Consider the following 16,577-nt stretch of genomic DNA (forward strand, 5'->3'; position numbering starts at 1 on the left):
GGTTTCATTTTATATCATGTCATTATGGAGCACGGTGCGCTCATCCAGCCCGGCGCCGATCTCATCCAGATTTTCCCGAATCATTTCCTGAACGGCCCGCATGATGGATGGATTGGTCAAGGACACCCCGTCCAGGGCCTCTTCCACCTCCACCGTGCTGAACCGGTAGGTTCCCTTGTCCGTGGTATGGGTGTACAAAAAGACAATATCAGGGGCCGAAGCCGCCGTCATGACGACGCTTCCCGCAATATCCCCGGCCACAGGCCGGTCCAGGTGGGCATACTCGAACGCCACGGTCACCGTGGTGCCCACGCCGGGGGTGGAATCCACCACAAGGTCTCCGCCGCACTGCTGGGCGCCCTGCTTCAAAAGGGGCAGACCCATGCCGATACGGCGCTCCTTGCGGGTGGTCATCCAGGGGCTGAAGACCTCTTCCAAAAGCTCCGGGCTCATCCCTTTGCCGTCGTCTTCAAACACCATCCTGTAGATATTTTCCCTGGGACTCTCGGTGATGGTCAGCCTCACCACGCGGGCACCCGCCCGCACCGAGTTACCTAAAATATCAAGCACATAATGAGAAATCTCGTTCACACCATCACCTTCCGCCCCCCGCACCCTGAGAAGGCCAGGCGGATCTCACTCAAACCGGGTGTTTCCAATGTAAATTCCGTGGTCACCTTCCCGATATCCTCGGCGTAATGGGCGTCGGACCCGCACACAAAAGGAAGGGTCGATACCTCGGGAAACCGGCTGCACACCTGTGCCCTGTGGTCTCTTCGGGCCACCTCCAGGGCGTCCGGGCAGAAGCCTTTGGGCATGATGCCCAGCTGGCTGAAGAGGCTGTTCTTTCCCTTGGCCACGTGGGCGCAGACCACCAGGCCTCCCCCCGCCCTTACGGCCTCGGCGGTCTCATGGATGTCGGTGGTGAGAGACGCGATGAGAAGACGCTCCTCCTGGTAGACCACCTGTTCACCACGGTCCACCACCACCTGGTAACCAAAGAGCTTCGGCCGGTTTCGGATCACCGTCAGGTGGTCGTCAATCCACCCCTGAAACGCCTCGGCCTCGTCCAAGCTTCCGAAGTAGGCCAGGAGGTGCACCTCTTCCCGGGTGGTAAGCTCCACGCCGGGGAGGACAAAAAGCCCCTGTTCCTCGGCCAGCTCCGTAACGATGCGGCACTGCCGGGTGGAGTTGTGGTCCGTGATCCCCAGAAGGGTAATCCCCTGGGCCGCGCAGGAAGAGACAATGCCCGCAGGGCTCATGGAGACGTCCCCGCACGGCGAGAGCACGGTGTGGAGGTGAAGATCAGCCCGGAAGGTCTGCATCGCCCGCCAGCATCCGGTGGAGGCGTCCCGCCACCTCAAAGGTCTCGGCCGTGGCCCCCAGAAGGGGCATGCCCTCGCGGTTGCTGTCCTCAATGGTGTCGGCATCCGGGGTGAACCCCTTGACCACGATAACACCGGCCAGGTCCTTGAGGGCGGCGATGCCCACCACGTTGCGGTGGGACTGAAGGGTCACCCAGAGGTCTCCCTCGTCGGAACACCCCATGACGTCCGAAAGGAGATCGGACACATAGCCCCCGCGAATCTCGCGATCCAGGCCAGCTTCCCCGCCGAACACGGTGAGGTTCATTTTTTCAACAAGCTCTTTAACCTTCATTCTTCCTCCAGATCGACGGACGCGCCGTCGAGTCTATTGTCACCCCACACATCGGCCAGGATATTCCCGGCGTCGGTGAGGGTCATCTGTCCCCTCTCCACCTGCTTTTTCTGCAGGAACACACACTGCCTCAACACCGCGTCTCCGTTAACCACATCTTCGGCCAGGGCCTGGCAGTTGGGAGACCCACAGAGCCCGCAATCCACACCGGGCAAAAACGCGAGAATCTTGCGGAGCCTCTCCATCTTCACCATGGCCCGGCCCATATCCTCGTCGAGCTTCATGGCCGGCCTGGGGTTGATCTTGCCCAGCATGATGTGGTCCACCAGGTACTCCGTGTCATCGTCGATGTCGTCCCACCGGTCCGGGTCCTTCAGGGGAGCGGCCTTTCGCGATCGCTCCGCCCGGTTCCGTAAACGCTCCACGGTGAGAAACCGGTTGCAGCTGGTAAGCACGCCCCCGGCACAGCTCTGGTCGCAGGACCGGAGCTCCAGAAAATCGATATCCGAGATCTCCTCGTTTTCCATGTTCTCCAGAAACTCGAAAACATTGGCAATGCCGTCGATGGCAAGGCTTCGCCCGCGGGCGTATTCGGACTCCCCTGCCGTAAGGAACCAGAGCACCCCCTTCTCGCACAGGGTCTCGGCAAGGGGCTCCGGCGGCATGGACTTCTCTTCGCCACGGATGCGTTTCCACACCCGGTTGTAGATGTAGTCCATGTTGATGACCCCGTTCAAAATCTTGCGTTCATGGGGATTGGGGGTCTTCACCGCCGAGATCTTGGCGGCGCACGGGGTCACGTAAAAGGTTCCGATTTCGTCGTCGGGCACGCCCTGGGCCAGAAGCTGGCGCCTGTAGAACAGGGCAGCAATGTCCACGGGGGCCTTCATGGGAATCACGTGGTCGAGAAGGGAGGGAAAACGCGTCTGGATCAGGCGAAGGACCGCCGGGCAGAAGGAGGAGATAAAGGGTTTTTTGACCTGGTTGTTCTTGATGTACCGGGCCGTGGCCAGGTGGAACACCCGCCACATCATCCCCACCTCGAACACGTCGGTAAAGCCCATCTCCAGAAGCTCGGCATAGATCCGCTGCTTGGGAATGGTCTCGGGAAACTGCCCCTTGAGGATGGAGGGCAACAGGGCCACCCGACGCGTGTACTTGTAGATCTCGTTGAAGTCGTCCTGCTCCACCCGGATGGCGGACTCCGGGCAGGCCCGGTAGCACTTACCGCAGTCGATGCACCGGTTCTGGAAGATCAGCGGCTTGCCGTTGCGGATCCGGATGGCGTCGGTGGGGCACACCGACATGCATCGGCAGCACCCCCTGCACTTCTCCTCATCCACCCGCAGTGCATGATGTATGGCATTGTTGCTCATGGCATCTTCCACGCTATTTCAGTTTTTTTTATGCCCTGCCGTTCGGCATCGCCCGGAACCCGAAACCAACGGCATCGCATACGCAGAACGGGTCGCAAAAACAAACACGCCGTCCTGCCTACCTGTCAGGGACCGGCACCGCCCCATCATGGGATGCGGCGGTGCCGGTCTATAGAGAACCGTTCCCCGATGCGGCTCATGCCATGGCACCGGGGAACAAGGGGTGGGACTAACCGCGCCCCTTATTTGTCTTTGTAGTCGTCCAGGATGTTGATGACATCATCCGGGGTCACCCTGCCGTAGATCTTGTCCCCGACCATGACCACAGGGGCCAGGCCGCAGGCGCCGATACAGCGCAGGCTGTCCATGGAGAACTTCCCGTCCGGGGTGGTCTCCCCCAGGTCGATGCCCAGAAGGAGCTTGAATTCATCCATCACGTCCATGGCACCCTTAACAAAACAGGCGGTTCCTGTACAGATGGAGATGTGATGCTTGCCCCTGGGCTCCATGACGAACAGGGAATAGAAGGTCACCACACCGTAAACGGTGGAGACCGGAATGTCGAGTTCTTCGGCGATCACCTCCTGCACGTCCGGCGGAAGGTAGCCGCAGAAGTCCTGGGCCTTATGAAGGATATTGATGAGTTCGCCCTTGTCGTTGCCGTAGCTTTGACAGATGGACTGAATCTCTTTTACCGCGTTGCGGGACAACTTGCCTTGTACTAAAGTCATGGCGATTCATTCCTGTATCATGAGATCGTTAGGATGGGCGCCGAAACCTTGCCCGGCGCTTTTTCCGTTCAATCGAATCCTACTTGGTTTTCCTGCCGCTTCTGTCCACGTAATGGGTGTGGAGCAGTTTGTGGGGCTTTTCTCCCAGGGGCTCGCCCAGATACTCTTCGTAGAGCTTCTTGATATGGGGGTTCTCATGGGATTTTCGGATCACCTTGGCCTCGTCTTCGGTGTACAGGGCCTGCTGACGGGCGCGGAGCACCGACTCGTCACCCTGGTGAAAGGGCTGGCCGCCGCCGCCGATGCATCCCCCGGGACAGGCCATCACCTCGATGGCGTGGTACGGGGAGGTCCCTTTGCGGATCTCCTCCATGAGGACGCGGGCGTTGGCCAGGCCGTGGGCGATGCCGATCTTGATATCGATGCCGGCAAAATCCACGGTGGCAGACCGGATGCCGTCAACCCCTCGCAGGGCAGTGAAATCCACGTTTTCCAGGGTCTCCCCGGTGTGGAATTCGTAGGCGGTACGGGCCGCGGCCTCGATGACCCCGCCGGTGGTGCCGAAGATCACGGCCGCGCCGGTGGACTCGCCCAGGGGAGAGTCGAAGTCGTCGTCTTCCAGGCGATGGAAATCGATGTTGGCCCGCTTGATCAGAGAGGCCAGCTCACGGGTGGTGAGGGTGATGTCCACATCACGGTTGCCGTCCACGGCAAACTCTTCCCGGGCGCACTCGGCCTTCTTGGCCACACAGGGCATCACCGAGACCACCACCATATCCTGGCGCTTTACGCCGATCTTCTCAGCCAGGTAGCTCTTGGCAATGGAGCCGAACATCTGCATGGGGGACCGGGCCGTGGAGGGGTAATCCAGAAGGTCCGGGAACCGTTTCTCCAGGTGGTTGACCCAGGCCGGGCAGCAGGAGGTGACAATGGGAAGCTTCACCGAGGTGTCCCCTGCCAGGTGGCGGGTGAGGCGGTCCAGAAGCTCGGAGGCCTCTTCCATGATGGTGAGGTCGGCGGCAAAGTCGGTGTCAAAGACGTAGTCGAACTCCAGGCGTCTCAGGGCCGCTGCCATCTTGCCCGTCACCAGGGTGCCCGGAGCCATACCGAACTCTTCCCCCAGGGCGGTGCGCACCGCAGGGGCCACCTGGACCACCACGGTCTTGTCCGGGTCGGCAATGGCGCGAAGCACGGAAGCGGTCTCGTCCTTTTCGGAAAGGGCGCCCGTGGGGCACACAGCCACGCACTGGCCGCAGTAGGTGCACTTGGTGACGTCCAGGTTCTGGTCAAAGGCCGTGACGACAACGGACTCAAAACCGCGGTTCACGGCCGTTAAAACGCCCACGCCCTGGACCTCGCGGCAGACGTTTTCACACCTGCGGCACATGACGCATTTGTCGGGGTCCCGCACGATGGCAGGGGACGAAGTGTCCTTCACATGGTGGGACATCTCCCCTTCGTAGGAGATCTCGCGGATGCCGAAGGTCTGGGCCAGGTCCTGGAGCTCACAGCAGCCCGCTTTGGAGCAGCTCAGGCAGTCTTTGGGGTGGTCGGAGAGGATCAGCTCCAGGTTGATGCGGCGGGCGTTCAAGACCCTCTGGGTCCGGGTCTTCACCACCATGCCGGGGGCAGCCAGGGTGGTGCAGGCGGGAGCCAGGTTGCGGCGCCCTTCCACCTCCACCACGCAGAGCCTGCAGGAGGCGTTGCTGCTGTGAAAACCAATGCCGGAAAGATCCATATGGCACAGGGCTGGTACGGTGATGCCCTGCTCCCTGGCCGCCTCGAGGACGGTGGTCCCTTCGGGCACCTCAACGGGTTGATCATCTATGGTCAGTTTGATGGATTCCATGGTTTTTCGTCCTTAGCTTTTGGTGATGGCACCGAATTTACAGTTTTCGTAGCAGACCCCGCACTTGATGCAGTGGAAGCTGTCGATGGTATGGGGCTGCTTACGCACCCCTTCCACGGCATTCACCGGGCACTTGCGTGCACACAGGGTACAGCCCACGCACTTGTCGTGGTCGATGGCGTAGGTCACCAGGGCCTTACACTGCCCGGCCGGGCAGGTGTGGTCGGTGACGTGGGCCAGGTACTCATCGTAAAAGTTGTCCAGGGTGGAGAGGACCGGGTTGGGCGAGGTCTGGCCCAGGCCGCAGAGGGCCGTGTCCTTGATGGCTTCCCCCAGCTCCCGGAGCTTCACCAGGTCGTCTAGGGTGCCCTTGCCCTCGGTGATCTTCTCCAGAATCTCGTAGAGGCGCTTGTTGCCGATGCGGCAGGGGGTGCACTTGCCGCAGGACTCCTCCACGGTAAAGTCGAGATAGAACTTGGCGATGGAGACCATGCAGTCGTCCTCGTCCATGATGATCATCCCGCCCGAGCCCATCATGGAGCCGTTGGCCACGAGGTTGTCGTAGTCGATGGGCACGTCCAGGTGCTCTTCGGTGAGGCAACCGCCGGAGGGCCCGCCGGTCTGCACCGCCTTGAACTTCTTGCCGCTGGAGATGCCGCCGCCGATGTCGTAGATCACCTCACGCAGGGTGGTGCCCATGGGTACCTCGATGAGGCCCACGTTGCGGATCTTACCTGCCAGGGCAAACACCTTGGTGCCCTTGGAGTTCTCCGTACCGATGGAGGAGAACCAGTCCGCCCCGCGGGTGATGATCACCGGGATGTTGGCCAGGGTCTCCACGTTGTTCACGTTGGTGGGCTTGCCGTAGTAGCCGGACTCCGCAGGGAAGGGAGGCTTCACCGTGGGCTCGCCGCGGTGGCCCTCCATGGAGTGGATCAGGGCGGTCTCCTCGCCGCAGACAAAGGCGCCTGCACCGTACTTCAGCTCAATGTCGAAGTTGAACCCGCTGCCCATGATGTCCCGGCCCAGAAGGCCCAGCTCGCGCGCCTGCTCAATGGCGATGAGGAGCCGCTGGATGGCCAGGGGATACTCGGCGCGAATGTAGATCAGGCCGGTCTCGGCGCCCATGGCATAGCCGCAGATGGCCATGGCCTCCAGCACCGAGTGGGGGTCGCCCTCCAGGATGGAGCGGTCCATGAACGCCCCTGGGTCCCCTTCGTCGGCGTTGCAGACCACAAACTTTTCGTCCCCTTCGGCGGCCCGTGCGTACTGCCACTTCAGCCCCGTGGGGAAACCGCCGCCGCCTCTGCCGCGCAGGCCCGAAGATTTCACCTCTTCAATGACCTTGTCCGGGCTCATCTCCAAAAGGGCCTTGCCCAGGGCCTGGTAGCCGTCCCGGGCGATGTACTCGTCAATGTTTTCGGGGTCGATGAACCCGCTGTTGCGCAGGGCAATACGGATCTGCTTGCGGTAAAAACCCATGTGCTTGGAATCGGAAATACGATCCCCGCTCTTGGGGTCGGTGTAGAGAAGCCGCTCCACCCGGCGCCCCTTGACCACGTGCTCCTCGATGAGGATGTCGGCGTCTGAGGGGCTGACCTCCACATAGAACGTGTTGTCCGGCATGAATTTGACGATGGGGCCCTTCTCGCAGAAGCCGAAGCACCCAGTCTTCACCACCTGGACATCACGCTGGAGATTGCGTTTCTTGATGCCCTGGTCGAGTTTTTGAAAAATCAGATCGCTTTCCGAAGCCCGGCAACCGGTACCGGCGCAGACCAGAATGTGCGTTTTGTATCGTCCCATCTCGTGTGTGCTCCTTCATGTATTTCAAGGACCGGGAAAACCGGCTCGCGCCGATCCGGCGCCATGCGGGCAATCCCTTTGGTGGCCCCGGCATCCGCTGCTTGTCCACCACTTCGTAATTCACAGGGATGATGCCCGGCAGGAGTTCGCCGTTGGCCACATAGCGGTCCACGATCTCGGCGGCTTTCTCCGTGGTTACTTCGCCGAAGACAACGGGATCGCTTCCGGGAAGCGTCACCTCGATGGTGGGCTCGGCGTAACAGTACCCCATGCACCCGGTCTGGGTGACCACCGCTTCGATGTTGCGGCGATCCAACTGGTCCAACAGGGCCCCGTAGACCTCCTTGCCTCCCGCTGCGATCCCGCAGGTTGCCATGGCAACCCGAATCTGGACCAACTGGTCGCAGCGCTCTCCGTTCTCCCTTAAATGGACACTGGACTGGAGCTTCTCTTTCATTTTCCGTAAATCATCCAGGGACTTGATCTTTGTCATGACTACCCTCCGGTCATTGCGTCTGGCCGAACAGCCGGTGCAAATCAAACTAACGTTTTTGGATAATGGGAATGCAAACAAGCCGAAAATACAGGGTGACGGGGCGAACTGAGCGAAAGGGGGCGCATGGGCACCCGTGGGAAGGGCGTACGTCGACAAAGCGGGAGAAACCGGGAGGTCCCCCCGGCACGGGGCAAGCCTGTGGAACATGCTGCGGGATGAGAGTGTGCCTGACAAAAACCCGAAACGACGTTTTCCTTTTTTTACTCACTTCACCCAACAGCAAAAGCAAATGCGATTACTTACTGAAAAGCGATGTGTTATCACCACCATAGATTCCGACGAAGATCCATCAATGTAAAAATCAGGCCATTAGTCAAGGGCAAACCCGATAAATTCCGCTGATACCATAGATAAATGAAAAACACTTTACATTGCCTTAATTTTCGAATATGAACATCCACCCCACAAAAACGTCGATGCGATTTTCCCTTCTGATCACCGATGGTTGACAAGAAACCCCGCACCGCTCACAAAGAGGAACCAAACCTTTTCGGTTTGCAACATTCCGGCCCCAAAAAGCCCCGCCATATGATGCTCTGCGAAACCAATCCGGGCCGTGAAAATTGTTTACAAACGCATCGGACACCCCACTGGGTGACAGCACAGGGATCAATGAAAAAATGTCATGGCTCCAGCCGGTATCCCCCTTTGTTGAAAAGGAGATCTCAAATCGTGTGTGAGGAAAATCGAAGCGAGAAAACGCAAGGCATCCCATCGCCCTCCGGAAGCAGGTACACAGGGAACCGTTTGCGCAAAAGGTTCCCTGTCTGATACATTGAACTAAAATCAGTGATCAGGGAGTTGTTGCATTCATCGTAAAGGCCCTGCGGGCACCCGTAAGGCTTCGCCCGCCATGGCAAAATCGCCCGGTGCCTTTTTTGAGGATCAATACCCCCGACAAAGGCACAGACGCAGACATAAAACGGAATAAACTGGGATTTTTTTTCATGAAAAAAGGCACACTCATCAACTCGGAACTCGCCAGCGCCATAAGGCGAAATCATCGGACACCTGGACGGACTCTGTGTCTGCGACGCAGGGCTGCCCATCCCCGCCGAGACCCGGCGCATCGACCTGGCCTTAAGCCGCGGCATCCCCTCGTTCATCGACACCGTCAAGGCCGTGCTCTCGGAAATGACCCTGGACTCGGTGGAGATGGCCGAAGAGTTCCCCGAAAAAAGCCCGGAGCTCCACGACGCCTTTATGGCTATCCTCAAAGAAGAAGAAGAGGCCCAGGGCAGGGAAATCCCCATCCTTGCCGTTCGCCACGAGGCCTTCAAGCTTGCCACCAAACGGTGTCGGGCCGTGGTGCGCACCGGGGAGTTTACCCCGTACGCCAACGTGATCCTCAAGGCCGGGGTCCGATTTTAAAATCAACGGAACACGCCACAGTCCTTGACGCAAGCCCCGGTGACCTTGTCTCGGATCCGCAGCAGCGGACGGTACCCGGGGCTTGCGTTCCTTTAAAACAAGCCGAAATGTGGTATGCTCAAATCATACTGTAATTGACGCCTGACCCGATACGCATCCCCCCCCCCCTTGCTCCCATACCCTGATCCCGGTGTTCCCACACGAAGGCCAGGTGTATCCCATGTGTTCAACCCGATGACATGTTTGGAGCGATCCCATGCCCCAACCCATCCTGCACCTTTCGGGTATCGAAAAGAGCTTTCCCGGCGTCAAGGCCCTGGACGGTGTGAACCTCACCGTCACCCCCGGCCGCGTCATGGCCCTGGTGGGGGAAAACGGCGCAGGAAAATCCACCCTCATGAAGGTGCTCACCGGTATCTACCGGGCCGACGCAGGCAAAATCACATACGACGGCAAAGAGGTCGCCTTCCCCGGCCCCAGGCACTCCCAGGAAGCGGGCATCGGTATCATCCATCAGGAACTCAACCTCCTGCCGGAACTCACCATCGCGGAAAACATCTTTCTGGGAAGGGAAAAAACATCCCGCTTCGGGCGGATTCTCTGGCGCGAGATGTACACCGAGGCAGACCGCCTCCTGGCAAAGCTCGGTGTGCCCCACAACGCCAAAACCCGCCTGGGTACCCTGGGCATCGGAGCTCAGCAGATGGTGGAGATCGCCAAGGCCCTGTCCTTTGAGTCCAGGGTCATCATCATGGACGAACCCACCGACGCCCTCACCGACACGGAAACCGAGGCCCTCTTTGCCGTCATCGAAGAACTCAAGGCCGGAGGCCGGGGCATCGTCTACATCTCCCATCGCCTGGCCGAAATTTTCGCAATCTGCGACGACGTCACCGTGCTCCGGGACGGAAAATTCATCGCAGAGCGCCCCGTGTCGGACATTAACGAAGAGTCCCTCATCGAGATGATGGTGGGCCGCCGCTTAGACGAGCAGTATCCCAGGGTCCACACAACCCCACAGGAAACAAGCCTGACGGTCACCGACCTTGCAGCCCACGGGGTCAACGGGGCCACCTTTTCCGTAAAGCGCGGCGAAATCCTGGGGGTGGCCGGGCTCATGGGCTCGGGCCGCACCGAACTCATGCGGGCCGTCATCGGTGCCAGCCCCGTCACCCGGGGCACCATCCGCCTCTTCGGGGCTCCCCTTGAGATCAAAAGCCCCAAAGACGCCATCGACGCAGGTATCGCCTACATCAGCGAAGACCGCAAAGCAGACGGCCTGGTGGCCATGCTCAGCGTCAAAGAGAACATGACCCTGGCCGCCCTCCAGACCTTCAGCACCCCCATGGGAAACCTCGACCACGACGAAGAGCGCCGGGCCGTGGACGACTTCATCCATAGCTTTGCCGTCAAAACCCCGAGCCGGAACCAGGCCGTGGGCAACCTTTCCGGCGGCAACCAGCAGAAGGTGGCCATCGCCAAAGGCCTCATGACGCGCCCCAAGGTGCTCATTCTGGACGAGCCCACCCGGGGCGTGGACGTGGGCGCAAAAAAAGAGATCTACCAGCTCATCAACACCTTTAAAGAAAAGGGAATGAGCATCCTCCTCATCTCCTCGGAGATGCCCGAAATCCTCGGCATGAGTGATCGCATCATCGTGATGCACCAGGGCCGCGTCACCGGCGAGTTCAACGCGGAAGACGCCACCCAGGAACACATCATGGCCTGCGCCGTGGGCCGCATGGAGACCGACGCCCCATGACCTCCAACGAATCAAAGGCCCCCACAGGCGGGCGACGAACCTTGAAAGAGCGGATCATCGAACAGAAGTCCCTCATCGCCCTTCTGGTGATGATCGTCATCGTCTCCTTTTTAAGCCCCAACTTCTTTACCGCGGCAAACCTCCTCAACATCCTGCGCCAGACCGCCGTCAACGCCATCATGGCCGTGGGCATGACCCTGGTGATCCTCACCGCGGGCATCGACCTGTCCGTGGGCTCCATCCTGGCCCTTTCAGGCGCCGTGGGAGCCCGCCTCATCGCCATGGAACTTCCCGTGGCCCTCTGCGTGGCGGCCGCCCATGCCGTGGGAGCCGCCAGCGGCATCATCATCGCCAAAGGCCGGGTCCAGGCCTTCATCGCCACCCTCGTGGCCATGACCCTGGTCCGGGGCCTCACCCTCGTCTATACCGACGGACGCCCCATCTCCACCGGCTTTACAGACACCGCCGACGCCTTTGCCGTCATCGGCACCGGCTACCTATTAGGCATCCCGGTTCCCGTCTGGATCATGGCCGCCACCTTCGGCCTGGCCTGGTACCTCCTCAACCACACACGCCTGGGCCGCTACATCTACGCCCTGGGCGGAAACGAAGAAGCAACACGCCTCTCCGGAATCAACACCGACCGCGTCAAGACCACGGTCTACGCCATCTGCGGCTTCCTCGCCGCTCTTGCCGGACTCATCATCACCTCCCGCCTCTCGTCTGCACAACCCACCGCAGGAGCAGGCTACGAACTGGACGCCATCGCCGCCGTGGTCCTGGGCGGCACCAGCCTCATGGGAGGCAAAGGCACCATCATGGGAACCCTCATCGGCGCCCTCATCATCGGGTTCCTCAACAACTCCCTCAACCTGCTGGACGTCTCCTCCTACTACCAGATGATCGCCAAAGCCGTGGTGATCCTCCTGGCCGTGCTGGTGGATACCCGCAGTAAAACATCATGACCAAGGAGTTCGATCATGAAAAAAACAACCGGTTTGATCACAGCCCTTATCGTGGTGCTGGGGATCTCTGCCCCGGCCATGGCCAAAGACACCCTGGCCCTGGTGGTCTCCACCCTCAACAACCCGTTCTTCGTCACCATGAAAGACGGGGCAGAGAAAAAAGCCGCCGAGCTGGGCGTCTCACTCATCGTGCTGGATTCCCAGAACGATCCCAGTAAAGAGCTGGCCAACGTGGAGGACCTCTCGGTCCGGGGCGTCAAGGCCATCCTCATCAACCCCACGGACTCCGATGCAGTCTCCAACGCCATCCGCATGATCAACAGGACCAAGATCCCTGTCCTCACCCTTGACCGGGGCACCAGCCGGGGCAAGGTAGCCAGCCACATCGCCTCGGACAACGTCCAGGGGGGCGCCATGGCAGGTGACTTCATCACAGCCAGACTGGGCAAAGGGGCCAAGGTGATCCAGCTCGAAGGCCTGGCAGGCACCTCCGCCGCCCGGGACCGCGGCAAAGGGTTCCTCACATCCGCCAAAGCCAACGGGCTCATCATCATCGCCAGCCAGCCCGCTGACTTCGACCGCACCAAAGGCCTCAACGTCATGGAGAACCTCCTGGCCGCCCACGGCGATGTCCAGGCCGTCTTCGCCCAAAACGATGAAATGGCCCTGGGCGCCATCCGCGCCCTCCAGGCAGCCAATAAAAAAGCCCTGGTCGTGGGCTTTGACGGCACCGAAGACGGCATCAAAGCCGTCCAACGCGGCGACATGGCCGCCACCATCGCCCAGCAACCCGCCCTCATCGGCGCCCTGGGCGTGGAAACCGCTGTCGGCGTTCTCAAGGGCAACGCCGTGGATCCGTACATCCCCGTGCCATTGAAGGTCATTACGGAGTAAAAAAAACAAAAGCAGGCCTCCGGCGGCCCTGCCGGGGGCCAAACTTTTGAAAAGTTTGACAAACAGGTTTTGTGAATGACTTGGAACGAATCCCCGGTGTTCTTCACTGGGCTTTCAGGAGAATGAAATGGGCCTCTCCGGCAAAAACGTTTGCCACATGTCACACACCACGCGAATACCCCGAAAGCCTTCGCATGGTGTCTGCCTCCATGCATTCGCCACAGGGTTTCCAGGTGCCCCCACCTGGCCGCCGGAGGCTGGCTTTTTGAGCCGACGTTAACCATAGAAAGCCAGCTTTTACGTTCAATACTTGGGAGAGATATGGGATGAGAGATAAGCCGTTGGTTGTGTTGGGCAGTGTCAACGCCGACCATATATTGCAGGTAAGGGAACTTCCCCGGCCCGGGGAGACGGTGACGGGCCACGGGTATCGGGTGGTGCCCGGGGGCAAGGGGGCGAACCAGGCGGTGGCAGCCGTGCGGCTCGGGGCGAGGACCGCCTTTATCGCCTGTGTGGGGGAAGATGACTTTGGGCGTCGCATGAAGGATGCCTTTCAGGCCAAGGGCATGGACATACAAGGGGTGATGACCGAGGAGGCCATGCCCACGGGCATGGCCATGATCTTTGTGGCGGAGAGCGGGGAAAACTGCATCGGCATCTCGCCCGAGGCCAACGCCTGCCTGACGCCCGAACGCCTGGCCCCGCACCTGGGCCTCATCCGAGGGGCCTCAGCCCTTCTCATGCAACTGGAAACCCCCATGGAAACGGTGATCATGGCCGCAGAAGAGGCAAAAAAGGCAGGGGTTCCCGTGGCCCTGAACCCGGCCCCGGCCCGCCCCCTTCCCAAAGAGCTCCTAAAACACCTTACCATGATCACACCCAACGAAACCGAGGCCGCTTCCCTCACCGGCATCACCATCCACGACGCCGCCAGCGCCATGGAAGCCGCCGCCTGCCTCCACGACATGGGGGTGGACACGGCCATCATCACCTTAGGCTCCAAAGGCGCCTTTGTGAGTGCCAAGGGCAGGGGTGCCGTGGTCCCCGGATTCCACGTCACCCCCGTGGACACCACCGCCGCCGGGGACACCTTCAACGGAGCCCTCATGGCGGCCCTGCAACGGGGCGAGCGACTCGCCGAAGCCGTCACCTTTGCCCACGCCGCAGCCGCCGTCTCGGTGACACGCATGGGCGCCCAGGCCTCCATTCCCACGCGCAAGGAGGCCGAGGATTTTCTCCGAAAGCAAAGGTAGTTACCACCCAGCCGTCGGCCAACGCGGCACATGTAGGGTGTGCTTGCGCACCATGCCCGGGAAACCCACCCCTTTGCCATGCTTTCAAGGCAGAAAAGGCCAACACGCTCATCGGCTTTTATGACCGCTTCGGCGGTGCGCAAGCGCACCCTACCCACCACGCCGTCGGTCACGCTACCCCGATTCCCCGAAATCTCCTGCATGACATGGCATATCAGCCCCACCCCAATCATTGGGATACACCCCTTGTGCAACGTACCGATGATAAGTCGACCACGGCCACCTCGAAACCACCTCGACCACGCCATGCTTCACCGGGTTGTAATGGATATAATCCATGTGCGTTTCAAAATCACGGTCGTCGCGGATCCGATGCTCCCAGAACCGCCGTTGCCAGATCGTTCCTTCACCCCGGCGCGACCGCGATTCGGACATCATCTCATCCCGATAAAAACAGGTTTCGCAAGAAGCCGTCACATGCTGCTTGATCTTTGCCCACCGGAGGCTGAAATCCCCGTCTCCCATCGGCAGGGTCCAGATGCAATGCAAATGGTCGGGAAGAAGCACCCACGCGTCGATGGTAAACGGAGAAACAGTCCTCACCCTCTCGATCCCTTCCCGCAAAGCCGTCCGGACAGGTTCCTCACACAAAATCGGCCGACGCATGTGGGTGACCACGGTGAAAAAAAGTGTGGCGCCAGCGATCTTCTCGCGTCGATAATTTGGCATTCCTCCCCCCTTTGTCTCTCAACGATTCGTCTATTTTCTTTTGCTCCCTTCTCAGGGACTCCGAAAAAACAGAACCAACAAAGCTTCAATAACCATCTTAAACGTTGAGCAATCTTATTTCATACACCATAACATTATTTATCAACAGCGATCAGCTTCACACGAGGCATATATGGTGTGCTTGCGCACCATTGGCCGGTAAACCGGCACCCTTCACCATCTCCATGGGGATCAAGGGGCTTGCACACTCATCGGCTTCCATGGCCGATTCGGCCATTCGGCGGTGCGCAAGCGCACCCTACCATTCACCTCATTACCCTTGCCCAGCGCCACGCTTCATGTTACCTCTTTCATCACAACACATTCCCCCCAATCCCCCCCTTTTTTGACAACATCCCCCTTCGACATCAAAGGAGACACCATGAAACGCGCCCTGTCCGTTCTGGCCCTCTGCCTTGTCATCGGCATGATCCATGCATCCCCTGCCGCAGCTTTTTTTACCCGGGGCACCATCAACCGGGACCTGGCTTACGACCGCCTGGCCCTCACCCCGCCGCCTTCTGGAGCAACAACCTACCGGCCCAAGGCATCAGGGGTTATTGAAAACACCACCCGACGGAAAATATCCCTCACCGCCGAGATCTCATTCTGCAATGTCTTTGGCGAGCCCCTGGGCACCGCCAAGGTTCAATGCACCATCCCTCCCATGAAAAAAAAAGCCTTCAAGGCCACCCTCAAGGGCAAGGTCCCGGTGGACATCAAAGACGCCCATCACGTGGAATGGACCCTGCTTCGCATGACAAAAGGCTGAAACCAAAAGCACGAAAAAAATGAACATTTTATCATTTTGTTCATTTTTTCATTGACACCCAACCCTGAACACCGATAACCATGGAATATCTTACACCCATTCTCACATAACGAAGTAAACCAAAGGAGGACCAGCCTATGACCGGCCGCTCAGCAGGGGCTTGCCGCCCAGCAGATTCCTCATTTCAACTGCAATCTTTATTCCGATCCTTCTTCTCGTGATCTATGTCTACTCCGTGGAGATGGGCAAGGAAAACTGGAAGGTGGTCCTGGCGGGACTTGCCTTCATCGGCATGGATTTCTTTAACGAACTCTGGAACGCCCTGGTCTTTCACTTCACCGGATACGCCCCGGTGTGGGGTGCCCCGGCAGACTCCAGCTACATCATCCTCATCGGCTGGAACATCGAAATTCTCTTTATGTTCATGGTCATGGGCGTGGCCGCGGTCAAGAGCCTTCCCGCGGACAAGGACAAAAAAATCCTGGGGGTTCCCAACCGATCCTTCTACATCATCCTCTTCACCACGGCCTGCGTGGTGGTGGAATGCGTTCTCAACGCCATCGGAGCCCTTACCTGGGACTGGGCCTGGTGGAGCATCAAGTTTCCCATTTTTATCTTCCTCATCGGCTACCTCCCCTTCTTCGTCGTCTCCTTCTGGGTCCACGACATGGAAACCGACCGGCAGCGCGTCAAGGTGGTCTCCTCCATCCTTGCCTTTGACTTTGCCTGCGCAGCCGTCTTCGGGGGGCTGGGCTGGATTTAAGAATACCCTGCCTCCGGCGGCGAGGGTGGCGAAGCCACGATAGCGAAAACAC

The 16,577-nt window shown here is 59.7% G+C and carries 16 protein-coding genes; 7 read left to right on the forward strand and 9 right to left on the reverse strand.

Annotation, left to right across the window (positions count from 1 at the left end; all coding sequences use genetic code 11):
• Positions 1-9: 9 nt before the first annotated feature.
• The 8 genes from ACOYW2_RS18980 to ACOYW2_RS19015 form a co-directional block, all read right to left on the reverse strand.
• Positions 10-591 (reverse strand): ATP-binding protein, encoded by a 582-nt coding sequence (locus tag ACOYW2_RS18980; RefSeq protein ID WP_482767573.1) that lies wholly within the window; start codon positions 589-591, stop codon positions 10-12.
• Positions 588-1,325: a PHP-associated domain-containing protein gene (locus tag ACOYW2_RS18985; protein WP_482767574.1), complete on the reverse strand. Its 738-nt coding sequence runs from the start codon at positions 1,323-1,325 to the stop codon at positions 588-590. Before ACOYW2_RS18985 ends, ACOYW2_RS18980 begins: the two co-directional genes overlap by 4 nt.
• Complete coding sequence (locus ACOYW2_RS18990; RefSeq protein ID WP_482767575.1) at positions 1,306-1,659, reverse strand: hypothetical protein; 354 nt, start codon at positions 1,657-1,659, stop codon at positions 1,306-1,308. The genes ACOYW2_RS18985 and ACOYW2_RS18990 overlap by 20 nt, the downstream gene beginning before the upstream one ends.
• Positions 1,656-3,035, reverse strand: a complete 1,380-nt coding sequence (locus ACOYW2_RS18995; protein WP_482419536.1) for a [Fe-Fe] hydrogenase large subunit C-terminal domain-containing protein — start codon at positions 3,033-3,035, stop codon at positions 1,656-1,658. Before ACOYW2_RS18995 ends, ACOYW2_RS18990 begins: the two co-directional genes overlap by 4 nt.
• 242 nt (positions 3,036-3,277) lie before the next feature.
• Positions 3,278-3,766, reverse strand: coding sequence for an NADH-quinone oxidoreductase subunit NuoE (nuoE, locus tag ACOYW2_RS19000; protein WP_180140073.1), 489 nt, complete (start codon positions 3,764-3,766; stop codon positions 3,278-3,280).
• A 79-nt stretch (positions 3,767-3,845) separates the two neighbouring features.
• Positions 3,846-5,615: an NADH-dependent [FeFe] hydrogenase, group A6 gene (locus tag ACOYW2_RS19005; RefSeq protein WP_482417609.1), complete on the reverse strand. Its 1,770-nt coding sequence runs from the start codon at positions 5,613-5,615 to the stop codon at positions 3,846-3,848.
• A 12-nt stretch (positions 5,616-5,627) separates the two neighbouring features.
• Complete coding sequence (nuoF, locus tag ACOYW2_RS19010; RefSeq protein WP_180140069.1) at positions 5,628-7,421, reverse strand: NADH-quinone oxidoreductase subunit NuoF; 1,794 nt, start codon at positions 7,419-7,421, stop codon at positions 5,628-5,630.
• Positions 7,303-7,914, reverse strand: coding sequence for a (2Fe-2S) ferredoxin domain-containing protein (locus tag ACOYW2_RS19015; protein ID WP_482419539.1), 612 nt, complete (start codon positions 7,912-7,914; stop codon positions 7,303-7,305). The genes nuoF and ACOYW2_RS19015 overlap by 119 nt, the downstream gene beginning before the upstream one ends.
• 1,074 nt (positions 7,915-8,988) lie before the next feature.
• On the opposite strand from ACOYW2_RS19015, the gene rbsD reads away from it, so the two are divergent.
• The 5 genes from rbsD to rbsK all read left to right on the forward strand — a co-directional run bounded on the left by rbsD (position 8,989) and on the right by rbsK (position 14,222).
• On the forward strand, positions 8,989-9,348 hold the full coding sequence (rbsD, locus tag ACOYW2_RS19020; protein WP_482771057.1) for a D-ribose pyranase: 360 nt from the start codon (positions 8,989-8,991) through the stop codon (positions 9,346-9,348).
• A gap of 256 nt (positions 9,349-9,604) precedes the next feature.
• On the forward strand, positions 9,605-11,110 hold the full coding sequence (rbsA, locus tag ACOYW2_RS19025) for a ribose ABC transporter ATP-binding protein RbsA (RefSeq protein ID WP_482767576.1): 1,506 nt from the start codon (positions 9,605-9,607) through the stop codon (positions 11,108-11,110).
• Positions 11,107-12,075 (forward strand): ribose ABC transporter permease, encoded by a 969-nt coding sequence (gene rbsC, locus ACOYW2_RS19030; protein ID WP_482767577.1) that lies wholly within the window; start codon positions 11,107-11,109, stop codon positions 12,073-12,075. Before rbsA ends, rbsC begins: the two co-directional genes overlap by 4 nt.
• Positions 12,076-12,090: 15 nt before the next feature.
• Positions 12,091-12,969, forward strand: coding sequence for a ribose ABC transporter substrate-binding protein RbsB (gene rbsB, locus ACOYW2_RS19035; RefSeq protein WP_482767578.1), 879 nt, complete (start codon positions 12,091-12,093; stop codon positions 12,967-12,969).
• Positions 12,970-13,295: 326 nt separating this feature from the next.
• Positions 13,296-14,222, forward strand: coding sequence for a ribokinase (gene rbsK, locus ACOYW2_RS19040; protein ID WP_482767579.1), 927 nt, complete (start codon positions 13,296-13,298; stop codon positions 14,220-14,222).
• Positions 14,223-14,396: 174 nt separating this feature from the next.
• Here rbsK and ACOYW2_RS19045 read toward each other — a convergent pair whose 3' ends face one another.
• Positions 14,397-14,951 (reverse strand): REP-associated tyrosine transposase, encoded by a 555-nt coding sequence (locus ACOYW2_RS19045; RefSeq protein WP_482767580.1) that lies wholly within the window; start codon positions 14,949-14,951, stop codon positions 14,397-14,399.
• A gap of 421 nt (positions 14,952-15,372) precedes the next feature.
• Between ACOYW2_RS19045 and ACOYW2_RS19050 the strand changes: the two genes are divergently transcribed.
• Together ACOYW2_RS19050 and ACOYW2_RS19055 are read left to right on the forward strand one after the other, a co-directional pair.
• On the forward strand, positions 15,373-15,762 hold the full coding sequence (locus ACOYW2_RS19050; protein ID WP_482767581.1) for a hypothetical protein: 390 nt from the start codon (positions 15,373-15,375) through the stop codon (positions 15,760-15,762).
• A 160-nt stretch (positions 15,763-15,922) separates the two neighbouring features.
• Complete coding sequence (locus ACOYW2_RS19055; protein WP_482419546.1) at positions 15,923-16,525, forward strand: hypothetical protein; 603 nt, start codon at positions 15,923-15,925, stop codon at positions 16,523-16,525.
• Positions 16,526-16,577: the final 52 nt, after the last annotated feature.

This window comes from Desulfoluna sp. CLI2B, from assembly GCF_056847375.1.